The 12,216-nt window shown below is 38.4% G+C and carries 9 protein-coding genes; 6 read left to right on the forward strand and 3 right to left on the reverse strand.

Annotation, left to right across the window (positions count from 1 at the left end):
* Positions 1–209: 209 nt before the first annotated feature.
* The 3 genes from B7E04_RS21035 to B7E04_RS21045 form a co-directional block, all read right to left on the reverse strand.
* A complete protein-coding gene (locus tag B7E04_RS21035; protein ID WP_228440011.1) occupies positions 210–893 on the reverse strand; it encodes a YiiX/YebB-like N1pC/P60 family cysteine hydrolase in 684 nt (227 codons plus the stop codon).
* 164 nt (positions 894–1,057) lie between these two features.
* The gene (locus tag B7E04_RS21040) at positions 1,058–1,519 is read right to left on the reverse strand and encodes a DUF1801 domain-containing protein (RefSeq protein WP_080780476.1); all 462 of its coding nucleotides are present in this window, start codon (positions 1,517–1,519) and stop codon (positions 1,058–1,060) included.
* A 122-nt stretch (positions 1,520–1,641) separates the two neighbouring features.
* Positions 1,642–3,438, reverse strand: coding sequence for a T9SS type A sorting domain-containing protein (locus B7E04_RS21045; protein WP_080780477.1), 1,797 nt, complete (start codon positions 3,436–3,438; stop codon positions 1,642–1,644).
* A gap of 370 nt (positions 3,439–3,808) precedes the next feature.
* On the opposite strand from B7E04_RS21045, the gene B7E04_RS21050 reads away from it, so the two are divergent.
* From B7E04_RS21050 to B7E04_RS21075, 6 genes are all read left to right on the forward strand, one after another.
* Positions 3,809–5,014 (forward strand): pyridoxal phosphate-dependent aminotransferase, encoded by a 1,206-nt coding sequence (locus B7E04_RS21050; protein WP_080780478.1) that lies wholly within the window; start codon positions 3,809–3,811, stop codon positions 5,012–5,014.
* Between the two features lie 11 nt (positions 5,015–5,025).
* Positions 5,026–5,514 (forward strand): hypothetical protein, encoded by a 489-nt coding sequence (locus B7E04_RS21055; protein WP_228440013.1) that lies wholly within the window; start codon positions 5,026–5,028, stop codon positions 5,512–5,514.
* 3 nt (positions 5,515–5,517) lie between these two features.
* Complete coding sequence (gene murB / locus B7E04_RS21060) at positions 5,518–6,531, forward strand: UDP-N-acetylmuramate dehydrogenase (protein ID WP_080780480.1); 1,014 nt, start codon at positions 5,518–5,520, stop codon at positions 6,529–6,531.
* A gap of 139 nt (positions 6,532–6,670) precedes the next feature.
* Positions 6,671–9,424, forward strand: a complete 2,754-nt coding sequence (locus tag B7E04_RS21065) for a TonB-dependent receptor (protein WP_080780481.1) — start codon at positions 6,671–6,673, stop codon at positions 9,422–9,424.
* 21 nt (positions 9,425–9,445) lie between these two features.
* Entirely contained in the window at positions 9,446–10,672 is a 1,227-nt protein-coding gene (locus tag B7E04_RS21070) for a DUF4876 domain-containing protein (RefSeq protein WP_080780482.1), read from the forward strand.
* Between the two features lie 17 nt (positions 10,673–10,689).
* The gene (locus B7E04_RS21075) at positions 10,690–12,213 is read left to right on the forward strand and encodes a DUF6850 family outer membrane beta-barrel protein (protein ID WP_080780483.1); all 1,524 of its coding nucleotides are present in this window, start codon (positions 10,690–10,692) and stop codon (positions 12,211–12,213) included.
* Positions 12,214–12,216: the final 3 nt, after the last annotated feature.

The following is a 12,216-nucleotide window of genomic DNA, read 5'->3' on the forward strand; positions in this document are numbered from 1 at the left end:
ATTTTGGTTAAACATTTTTCAGATCTTAGTTGCGCTCTTGCGTTAAATCTTTGACAAAAATATAAAAAAATATTAGTCTACCAAATTAGTAGACTAATATTTTTAATTTTATTTCCCTTTTAATGAGTATATCTTTTATTAATCAGATAAAAAAATACCCTAAAAGTCACAATGACATTTAGGGATATACTTATTTACAAGATCAGGTATTAAAGTCCACCTACCCTTTCCAGTTTCTCTGAGGCAGCCAGTCCATTGGGATTGCAACCCGGCTGTCCTTCAGGAACTTCAAGGTTTTTCTTTTTATAGAACTCTGTCCAGAATTCATTGGTTCTCCCTGTTTTATGATCGATGAATGTCATGGGTTCCAGTTTGAAAATACTGCTTTCCCTGAATGCTCTTTCAATATAATCTGAACAGTAATAAGAATTTTCATCCAGAATATAATTGAAATTGTATGGTTTTCCCAGCATGGATTCTGCTTTTTTCAGGGCTGCAGGTACTGATTTCTGATATTCCGGTTTCAGGCGGTAGATGATTACTTTTTGCCCGTCATCAGACTGATCTTTGAGAAAATCGTCAAGTCTCTGCTTTTGAGAACCTCCTTTTGGAGCCGCGTGAAGCACATACCAATGATTATTTTTTGTTTCAACAATCCCGATATGGTCAAAAGATGCTTCTTTTTGCTTTTGAGTGACATTATTAATCGCCTCGGAAAGGCCGGTATCTTTTGCCGTGACAAACAGCAGATCCCCATTCTTTAACAATGCAGATTTAGCACGTGGAGTACAATACTGCAGCACAAACAGCACAGCAAAAAACATAATCCGGATGAATGCTCCTGCAGTTTTTGGAAAAGGATTTTTTTTGGACAAAATCATTTGATAGCTCATTAAGTGAACAAATTTACGAATTGAGTCTTACTTAAATAAAGCAATCAGTATCTTATTTTCACGCAGAATACATAGATAGTTGTGCTTACTTCTGCAGATGACCAGTGTATTTGTGTTTTGTGGTTTCATTTAAGTCCATGGAAAGAATTGCCATATTTAAAACACTACTTCTTTTTTTTAAGCTGGGATTCATAAATACCGATCCAATCTTCCGGGGTCATTTTTTTGCTGACCTCAGCAATAAGCTCAAAGGGAATATCATCCAGTTTTTTAAAGCGGACACATGATTTCCCCATGTCAAGTTTTCTTTTGGAATACTTTGGATACTCAGCTACAAACCAATCCAGAAGCTTAGGATCTGCATAGATGCCCATATGATAAAGTGCTATAAAATTCTTTTGGGAAGCAAGCCCCATAAAAGGCAGCGGCGATCCCGGTGTGCAGTGATATCCTGCAGGATAGGTTTCAAGAGGGACATCCCAGCCTACCATTCCATAGCTGACTGCTTCCTGAAAACCTTTTGGCAGATTACTGTTAATGGTATCAAATAATTTTCTGAATACTTCCTGTCTTTCTTCAGGAATTTTTGAGATATAGTCGGCAACGGATTCTGCTGGAATTTGCATGTTCAGTAAGTTTAAATTTCTCTAAAATAATAAAAATTATGAATATGGTGTTTAAAAATTTATTCATAAAAAAGCGACAGCACAATTCGTACTGCCGCCGGGCTTATTTACATTAAAAAAATTTATTTTTTAACCGCTTTTACTGTAGACTGTGATCCGTCTTTGAAATAGATGGTCACAAAATACAGGCCTGTATTAAGTGTGCTCAGATCAAGTTCTTTTACAGCGCCGGTAAAGGTTTTTACCACTCTTCCAGAAGTATCTCCAACTGTCACAGACTTCACTTCTCTGGTATCTGAAATGTACAGGATATCTTTAAACGGATTTGGATGAACTGCTGCTTTTTTCACACTATCTTTCACTTCTGAAGTGCTCAGCTGAGAACTTTCAACCGTAAAGTTATCAATGTAGAAATTGTAATCAGGATCGTCATTTACAGTTCCGTCTGTTGCATACAGTGCGAATACTGTGTTATTACTGTTATAACCGGTTAAAGTATAAACATACTGATTAGATGTATTGGATGGCGCATTTGACTCGTCCCAAGTTTCCAGAACAGTCCATGTACTTCCTCCGTCATTAGACACCAAAAACTGAACAAGATCATCAGAACCCATTGGTGAGCTGCCGGTACCGGCGTATTCGGCTATACCGTAATCAAATTTCACTTTATAGGTACCTCCTGAAAGATCAAAAGGCAGGGTCTTAAGCCATCCCGTTCTGTTGGTTGTATATAAATTGATTGTTGCAGATCCGCCTGTTCCTACACCTAAGAATCCACCTGATCCCCAATATGAAGATGTTCCGCTAGGTCCTGTAGCCGGTGTGCCTCCGGAAAGCGCACTCGTCCAGCATGTTCCCGGGAAGCTGCTGAAGTTATTAGTATAGGCAGGCACCATAGTTCCGCATAAGGTGGTAAATGTACCGGCTGCCGACCAGCCACTCTGAGATGTTGCAGTATTACAATTGCTTCTTACCCAGTAATAATATGTTGTACTTGATAATAAGGATGGAATCGTGAAGGAAGTTCCTGTAACTCCCGGATGATTAGGGGTTGTTCCTGCCGTAGGTGCTGTATTGGTTGTACTGTAATAAATGTCGTAGCTTGCTGCCTGAACGCTGCCCGGCAACGCCCATGAAACCTGAGCTGAACTGGAAGTAAGTGTTCCTACCGGCTGAAGTGTAGGAGCGACACAATCTGTGTAAGCATCAGCTGAAAAAGCAAAAATATTGGCAATTCCCGATCCGCTTACTTTTTCAACCGTAACGCTCTGAATCGGTTTTGTATGATTAGCCACATCAAGATTTAATGCTGACTGATACAGTCTTGGATTGGTAGAGTTCGGCTCCAGGACATTATTCGTTCTGTTGATTCTTCCAATTCCCTGAATCGCATAGCTTGACCCACCATACCAGTCGGAAATACTCACTCCGGAAAATACCTGGGTAGTATTATCGGTAAAATTTACCGTTACATTTACAGTACATGTACCGCTACCACCGGTAGAAAGCATATAAATTTTAAAAGCAGGAACCGGGTTAAAAAAACTTAATGTTCCTGAATTGCTTCCTGTTGTGTTGCTTGCAATCCTCAGGGAATTGTTTCCGGACAGATCACCAAGCTGGAAACTTAATCCCGGCGTAGAGCCTACCACGGAATTAATGGTTCCGTTCGCCGGAAGTCCATAAGTAAGAGGTGTGCTGCTGGATGTAAGCTGAAAATCCCTTGCCACAAAAGCGAAAGATACTCCATCTACATCCTCTGTGGTAGATGTCATTGAGGAACCAACTCCGTTTGCAATTACATCTGCCGTATATCCGGATTGGACCGGCAGTGTTTGGAAATTCTGAGCACTCATTGTAGAAGCAGCACAAAAAGCCACAAAAGGCATAGCCTTTAATAGTAGATTTGTTTTCATAATTATTATTTATTAGCGTTGAAATTTAATGAAAAAATCAATACAAAATCAATATTTTTGAAAATAAATCAAACATTTATTATTTATATTAAAATATCAACAATAAAACCTTACAAGAAAAGATTAAATTATCGATTAACCAAATGCTTTATTCACATTTTAATATATTATTTTAACAATTTCAGGCATTTTGATATATATATTTATATCAGACATCAATGTATAAGAATGAAAGTTACAGAAAAAGAAAGCAATAATCAATTTTAGTCATCTGATTTTCAGAATAATTTAAAAGCAACCAAAATGAACAACAGGTTATTTTATTATTGGGAAATTAAATCTTATTTTTGCCATACAAATTTTTTGAACAATGCCGAATATTTCAAACAGAGCACAGCATATGCCGGCTTCACCGGTAAGAAAACTGGTTCCTTATGCTTTAAAAGCCAAACAGCAGGGAATAAAAGTATATCACCTTAATATCGGGCAACCCGATATTGAAACACCGGAAACCGCTTTAAATGCTTTAAAAAATATTGACCTTAAAGTATTGGAATATGCACTTTCCGAAGGTAATATAGAATACAGAAAGGCTCTTACGGAGTATTATCATAGTTTAGGATTTGCGGACTTAACTCCTGATAACTTCATCGTTAGCAATGGAGGATCCGAAGCTCTGAATTTTGCTATTTCCACTTTATGTGATGACGGCGACGAGGTGATCATCCCTGAACCTTACTATGCCAATTACAATGGCTTTACCAGTACGTTCAATGTGCATGTGGTGGCAGTTCCGTCTACTATTGATACAGGATTTGCCCTTCCTCCGATTGAAGAATTTGAGAAAAAAATCACAGAAAAAACAAGAGCCATTGTAATCTGCAACCCGGGGAATCCTACAGGATACCTTTACACGCGTGAAGAGCTTCAAAAGCTTGCTGAAATTGCTTTAAAATATGACATCGTTGTGATCTCCGATGAAGTATACAGGGAATATGTATATGACGGAAAACAACAGATATCCATGCTGGATTTTCCTGAACTTAAAGAAAACTGCATCATCATTGATTCAGAATCCAAACGTTATTCAATGTGCGGAGTGAGAATCGGATGTATGGTAACCCGTTCTAAAAAGATTCACGATGCAGCTATGCTTTTTGCGCAGGCAAGACTAAGCCCGGTTCTTTTAGGCCAGATTGCTGCAACGGCTGCACACCAGAATGACGGAGCCTACATCAGATCAGTAAGGGAAGAATATACCCACAGAAGAAATATCCTGGTAGATCTTCTGAATGCTATCCCGGGCGTTATCTGCCCTAAACCAAGAGGTGCATTCTATTGTGTAGCAGAGCTTCCGGTAGATGATACTGAGAAATTTGCACAATGGCTTTTAGAAAAATATTCCCACAATAAAGAAACCATCATGGTAGCTCCTGCCGGAGGTTTCTACAGCGATCCTGAATTAGGTAAAAAGCAGGTAAGAATTGCATACGTGCTGAAAGAGGAAGATCTTAAAAGAAGTGCTGAAATCCTGAAAGATGCTTTAAAGAAATACAGAGAAGAATTCAGTCTCTAAAAATATTACTCATGATGCCGGCACTAAAAAATACCTCCCTGAAGCTTCTGCTTTCAATATTTTTGCTGCCGGCATTTTTTTCCTGTGACAAGAAGAAGGATAACTCCCGCAGTCCTCACAAAAACCCGAATGAAATAACTTTCATCAGTGTATCCGATATCGGGGGAGATCAGGGAGATTATAAGATTATTAAAGTCACCAAAGATTCCATTCATGCAGAAATGGGCATCACAGCCCGCCAGACCCATAAAGAGTGGGATTCTGTCATCAGTGCTCACACCTGGGAGTATCTTATTTCATCTATCAATGTCAAAGACCTTGACGAGATTCAAAGCTCACCAAGCAAGCAGTCTGTGGACGGCATAGACGAAACTTTTCAGATCAGGACTCCGAAAAAGGCTCATATTTATGTGAATTCTTATGCGGATACCATACATTACAAACAACTGAAACAGTTTAAAGAACAACTCACCCTCATTATTCCAAAAGAATACAGATAAACCATGCAAGAAAATTTTTCCTTACAGCCTTTTAATACATTTGGTGTTGATGTCAACGCAAAATATTTTACTGAAGTAGAGACTATTGACGAACTGAAGGACGCCATCCGTTATTCAAAAGAGCATCATCTTTCCGTTTTATTTTTAGGAGGGGGAAGCAATATCCTGCTGACCAGGGATTTCGACGGACTTGCTATAAAACTAAGCCTGAAAGGAATTTCGGAAGAAGATCTTAACGAAAATGAAGTTCTGGTCACTGCAAAAGCTGGGGAAAACTGGCATGAATTCGTATTGTACAGTCTTGAAAAAAATTATGGCGGTCTCGAAAACCTTTCACTGATTCCCGGAAATGTGGGTACCTCACCGATGCAGAATATCGGGGCTTACGGAACGGAGATCAAGGATATTTTTGTAAGCTGTACCGTTCTGGACCTGGAAAATCTTGAGCCCAGAATCTTCGATCTTGAGAATTGTCATTTTGGGTACAGGGATTCTGTATTCAAGCAGGAAGGAAAAGGCAAATATGTGATTCTGGATGTCAGCTTTAAATTAACAAAGAAGAATCACCACATCAAAACAGAATATGGCGCGATAAAGACTGAACTTGAAAATCTGGGAATTACAGATCCTACCATCCAGGATGTTTCGAAAGCTGTTATTCATATCAGACAGAGCAAGCTGCCGGATCCGAAAGAAATCGGAAATGCAGGAAGTTTTTTTAAAAACCCAACGATTCCTCTCATCCAGTTTGAAAATCTGAAACAAAAATTTGAAAATATTCCAGGTTATCCAAATGGAGACATGGTAAAAGTACCTGCAGGATGGCTGATTGAGCAATGCGGATGGAAAGGAAAACAGATTGGAAATGCAGCTTCTCATAAACTTCAGGCATTGGTTATTGTGAATGCAACCGGAAAAGCTACTGGAAAAGAAATTTTTGATTTTTCCACAGAAATTATCAATTCGGTTAAAGAAAAGTTCGGTGTAGAGCTGGAAAGGGAGGTGAATATTATATAAATACGCCTGTATATTATGTAATTTTTTTCCAATTATAATTCTGACTTTTGTCAATTATTTTAATTTATTCTAAATAAGTAATTGATAACATTATAAAATTCAATACTTTTGCGGTCAATTTTATTTAGACAAAATACGAATGACCAGGTTTTTATATTTCGCTTTTCTTCTCCTTTTTTCTACACAGTCCCTGTATGCGCAGGATGAAAAATCTTCAGTAAGCATTAAGGTTTTAAATGAAAGCAACAAAGAGCTAAGCGGAGTTTCTGTTAGTATTGATGAGTCCACAGTCACAACGGATAAAGAAGGAAATACAAATATTCCCCTCTCGAAAGGAAAACATACCATCAAAATTTCGTATCCGGAATATGAGGATAAGGAACTCACAGTAAACATTACTTCCCCTCAGTCTATTACTATTAACCTTAAGCCGGTCAATAAACTGGAAGAGGTTGTTATATTCTCCAAGGAAAGCAAAGGATTAACCACTAAATCCATCATAGACAGACAGGCGATGCAGCATTTGCAGCCGTCAAGTTTTACCGATCTTATGGAACTGCTTCCCGGCGGACTGGCTAAATTCCCTTCTTTAAACGGAGTAAATAAGGCTACTTTAAGAGAAAATACCGGGGGACTTTCGGGGGACAAGTACAGCACCTCATCACTGGGTGTTCAATTTATGGTAGATGACAATATCATCAATTCTAATGCAGATCTGCAGCTTTCAGTAGATCCCAAACAGTTTTTAGAAGGCCCTAAAGGTAGAGAAACCGCTTATTCGGGGGTAGATATGAGAACAATTTCTACAAATGATATTGAAAAAGTAGAGATTATCAGAGGAATTCCCTCAGCATCTTATGGAGACCTTACTTCCGGACTGATCAAAATAGAACGTAAAATAGGACAGTCTCCTTTACAGGCAAGATTCAAGGCGGATGGATACAGCAAACAGTATTACGTAAGCAAAGGATTTAAAATAACGGATAAATGGCAGCTGAGCGCCAGTGCAGATTATCTGGATTCCAAATCTGATCCTACGAATGAATTTGAAAACTTCCAGCGTATCACAGCCTCAATCCGTTCCAAAAAAATATCAAATCTATGGGGCAGACCTTTGGAATGGAGATCTAATATCGATTTTTCGACGAATATTGATAAAATGAAGTATGATCCGGATAACGGATATCCGTCAACGGATAAATATGAATCCACGAATACAAGAATCAGCCTGACCAACAATTTCATTTATCAGCTGGACAAGGCTTCGTTCTTCAACAAACTTACCTTAAATACAGCTATCCGTCAGGGCTTTGAAAAGATTGATCAGGTAAAACTGATCCAGCTCTCCGGGCCTCGCTCATTCTCCTTAGCTACTGAGCAGGGCGAAAATGTAGGATTTTATCCCAACCTCCGGTATGTAGCCAATTTTTCAACAGAAGGAAGACCTCTGGATATCACGGCTTTATTCAAAGCCAATGGAATCAGAAAAACAGGTGGAATTACCCACAACTATGAAGCGGGCCTTGACTGGAGATACTCCAAGAATAACGGAAAAGGTCTCCAATATGATATGAGAACTCCTCCGTCTGCCTCTGTCAATATAGAAAGACCGAGAGCATATGATGAGATTCCGGGATCTAATCTTTTATCTGCTTTTATCGGGGACCAGATGAACTACAGTCTTGATCAGCATAAATTTACTTTATATGCGGGTTTAAGGATGTCTAAAAATTTAGGAATTGATGAATCATTCGCGATCAGTAAAAAAGTTTTCACCGAACCCAGATTGAATTTCCAGTACAATCTTCCGCATCTGATGATCAATAATTATCCTCTGAAGACGGACATTACTTTAGGATATGGTCTTTTCTACAAGCAGCCTACACTTCTGATGCTTTACCCGAATAGGGAATACTGGGATTACACCCAGCTGAATTACTATCATAATGATGAGCAGTACCGCTATGTCAATTTCATGACCTATGTTCAGTCGAGAGAAAATAAGGCTATTGAGGCGGCCAAAAGTATTAAAAAGGAAATCCGTCTTGATCTGAGCTACAGAAACCATGAGCTTTTCGTTACGTATTTTAAAGAAGATATGAATAATGGTTTCCGTAATATGGTTCATACGGCGGCTCATTCTTACAAGCAGTACGATGCTACACAGGTTGATCTCTCCCAATGGACTCCTAACGGGCCGGATCTTACAAACGTACCGTACGAACTAAAAACAAACCTTGGAGAATATCTGGTTACAGAAAACGGAAGTGAAACCTTAAAACAGGGTATTGAATTCGGATATACTTCACCAAGGGTAAAAGCTATTAATACAAGATTTACGTTTACCGGTGCCTGGTTTAAAACCCAGTACAGAAACTCTGTGCCTTTTGCTTTCAAACCGAGTGTATCAATCGGTGTGGGACCATTCCCTTATTACGGAATTTATAAAAATGATGATGGTTATAATAATTCCAACATCAATTACAATTTACTGATTGACACTTATCTTCCAAGCCTGGATCTGATTGTTTCAGCCTCCTTCCAGGGAAGTCTGTATGATCACAGGGTCAATGACAGAAGAATTGCCGAGCCCATTTCCTATTATGGGGCAGATGGCATTATTCACCCTTTTACGGATGCGGACAGAACGGACATCTATAAGCAGTGGCTGGTAAGAAATGTATCCGTAACCGATAATTTAGACAGGTTAACCACTTTTACACTCACTGGAAATATTAAAATAACGAAAAGCATCTATAAAGCCTTAAAGACTTCATTGTTTGTCAACAGGCTTTTTAATTACAGTGCTCCTTATACTTTCAATAATGTAAAAGTGTATAGAAAAGGACTGAACACTCCGTATTTCGGAATGGAATTAAATTATAATTTTTAATATATATCAAAAGAAAACAACATGAAAAAAAGAGTTTTACTATTAAGTTTAGCTGCAATGATGACCGCTACATTTACGGTAACTTCTTGCTCCAGCGATGATGATTTCGGAGTAACCACTGCCCAGAAAGGAGCTTTAACCTTGTCTTTTTCGGGAGATAATATTTCTTCTTACAAAACCCTTGATGTGGAACTGAAAGAAGTGAACACCGGAGCAATCATTAAGCAAACCATACAAAACAAAAACATCCATACTTTTGAGGTTCCTTACGGTTCCTATAAAATTACGGTAAACGGTGTTGTAATTTCCAGCAATGATGAAATTGGCGTAGGTGCATCTGCACAGACTGATATTTCAACAATAATCACTAATCTTGAGATTCCGTTAATATTGAAAAAATTCCATGAGGATTTTATCATTGAAGAAGTATTCTTTACAGGCGTAAAAACCACTGATGGTAAAAACTACAATTCAAGCCGTTACTTCAAATTAACCAACAACACCAAAAAAGTATTGTATGCTGACAAACTTATTCTGGGACAGTCGGAATTTCTCACTACGGATGATAAAAACCCTACTCCATATAGCAAAAACCTTTCATTTGCTGTAAAAGCAGTAATGGTTTTACCGGGAACAGGAACCCAATACCCTGTGCAGCCGGGCGATTTTATCGTTATTGCGGATAATGCCATCAACCATACAGCTAATACAAGTACTGCATATGACCTGCATAATGCCAATTTTGAATTCCCATCTGTAAACCCTACTTTGGGGCAGGTAGACAACCCTTCTGTACCGAATGCAAAGATTATTTATACACAGATGAACTTCAATATGTTCTTCCTTCATGACCGCGGATTTGAAAGTTATATTATCGCACGTTTTCCTGCAGGAGAAGATGAGAATACATTCCTTACAAATTTCAAGTATGATTATACTTACCAGAACAGCGCAGGAGGAGTTACTGCAAAAAGCGCTTATGCTATTCCAAACTCCTGGATAATAGACGGTGTGAACAACAGTATTTCAACAAAGTTCGTACATGTTCTTACTTCAGCCAGTATTGACGGAGGATGGACGTCGGTAGGAACAATAGATAAGGACCCAACCCGCTTCGGAAAGTCGGTAAGACGTAAAGTAGCAGGACAAATGGAAAATGGTAAAAATCTTTATATGGATACCAACAATTCATCCAATGACTTTACCAAAGACTCTGAGCCAAGTCTTAAAAACGGTATTGTACACTAAAGTCAGATTACCTAATTATGCGATATACAAAAGGATCTTTCTTATTCCTGTTGATCGGGTTTTCATTAACGGTAAAAGCTCAGGACAGTCTGAGTCTTTTTAAAACCCTGAATAATCAATACAGCACAGAAAGAAATTTTAAAAATAATTTTTACTATAATCCGGCATCAATGTCGGATTATAGTTCTGTTTCCTTCTCGGAATTCAGTGCCGGATATCATGATAACAATGAAAAAAATTACAGGCAGCAATTAGGAAGCGGCAGCAAAGGCTTAACTGTAGAAGCAAAATCTTTTCAAAAGCTGAAACCCAACCGCTTTGTCTGGGGAAATGCAAGCTATCAGAATTTAAAAATCAATTCCGTGAAATGGAATGAAACTTTAGATTACGACCGTATTGCACCTTACATCACAGCAGATTCCGTAGGAGGAAAATTAAACCTTGAACGCTATCAGTTTGCCGGTGGCTATCTCCAAAAGATGAACCGCTGGACCCTTGCCGGACAGGTAAGTTATGCCGCACAGCTTGGTTACCGTTCAAGAGATCCGAGAATGAAAAGTACAACTTCTGATCTGAAGATCAATGCCGGACTGAACTATAAAATTTTCAGAGCATACGAAATAGGTATTTTCGGTGAATTGAATAAATACATCCAGAACAATTCAGTAAACTTCCAGAGTTTATTGGGAAGACCTTATGTTTATCAGATGTCAGGCTTCGGTTTTTCCAACTATCTCTTCAATGGAGGAACATCACCCAAAAACACATTTGAAGAATTTACTTACAAGGGAGGAATACAGATTTCCGGAAACGGAGGACAGGATTTTTACCTTCAGGCGTCCGCAGGAACAGGTAACAATCTGAAAAGCTATAATGACGGTTCCAATAATTTCTTTGATATTTCTGATCTGAAGAATGAAAACTTTGAAATAGAAGGAGCCAAATTCTTCACCATTCATGAAAAACACAGGTTAGGTTTACTAGTGAATTACAGAGCCTTGAGAAATACCGGTTCCGAATATGGTTATTCTCTGAATACCGTAGCTTTAACCCAAATTTTTAAAAGAGAATCCTTCCGCCGGGAAAATTACGAAACTACTATAAAGGGCTTCTATCAGTACACTAAAGACAATTTTTCAGTTACGGCAGTTCCTTTTTTTGGTCGTGAAGAAATCAAAGAAAGAAGAGTATTCCCGGATGCCGGACAAAAATTTGTGTACTCTTATTTCGGGATTAATGCAGATGTAAAACAGCAGATCAACGAGCGTCAGCTAATAACCTTTCAGCCTTATTTTTCTACAAGAAGCGTAAATAAATCCATCAATGCACTGGCGACTACACCAAACGCCGGAGTAAATGCATGGATTCTTCAGGATTTCAATTTCCAGGCAAGTGATATCACCATATTCGGAGCATCTGTACGATATGATTTTAAATTGGATAAATTGCCGGCATTCTTTGTAAGTGCACAATACCAATCACAAAAAATTCAGGAAAAAAACAATAATTTTGCAGGAGGAAGTATAGGAATAACATTTTAAGTG

The sequence above is a fragment of the Chryseobacterium phocaeense genome (assembly GCF_900169075.1).
Taxonomy (GTDB): domain Bacteria; phylum Bacteroidota; class Bacteroidia; order Flavobacteriales; family Weeksellaceae; genus Chryseobacterium; species Chryseobacterium phocaeense.

Bases quoted from the DNA above. Each gene is read 5' to 3' on its own strand.
- B7E04_RS21065 (WP_080780481.1), top strand. From the start codon at position 6,671: ATGACCAGGTTTTTATATTTCGCTTTTCTTCTCCTTTTTTCTACACAG.
- murB (WP_080780480.1), top strand. From the start codon at position 5,518: ATGCAAGAAAATTTTTCCTTACAGCCTTTTAATACATTTGGTGTTGAT.
- B7E04_RS21040 (WP_080780476.1), bottom strand. From the start codon at position 1,519: ATGCAAATTCCAGCAGAATCCGTTGCCGACTATATCTCAAAAATTCCT.
- B7E04_RS21045 (WP_080780477.1), bottom strand. From the start codon at position 3,438: ATGAAAACAAATCTACTATTAAAGGCTATGCCTTTTGTGGCTTTTTGT.
- B7E04_RS21050 (WP_080780478.1), top strand. From the start codon at position 3,809: ATGCCGAATATTTCAAACAGAGCACAGCATATGCCGGCTTCACCGGTA.
- B7E04_RS21035 (WP_228440011.1), bottom strand. From the start codon at position 893: ATGAGCTATCAAATGATTTTGTCCAAAAAAAATCCTTTTCCAAAAACT.
- B7E04_RS21075 (WP_080780483.1), top strand. From the start codon at position 10,690: ATGCGATATACAAAAGGATCTTTCTTATTCCTGTTGATCGGGTTTTCA.
- B7E04_RS21070 (WP_080780482.1), top strand. From the start codon at position 9,446: ATGAAAAAAAGAGTTTTACTATTAAGTTTAGCTGCAATGATGACCGCT.
- B7E04_RS21055 (WP_228440013.1), top strand. From the start codon at position 5,026: ATGATGCCGGCACTAAAAAATACCTCCCTGAAGCTTCTGCTTTCAATA.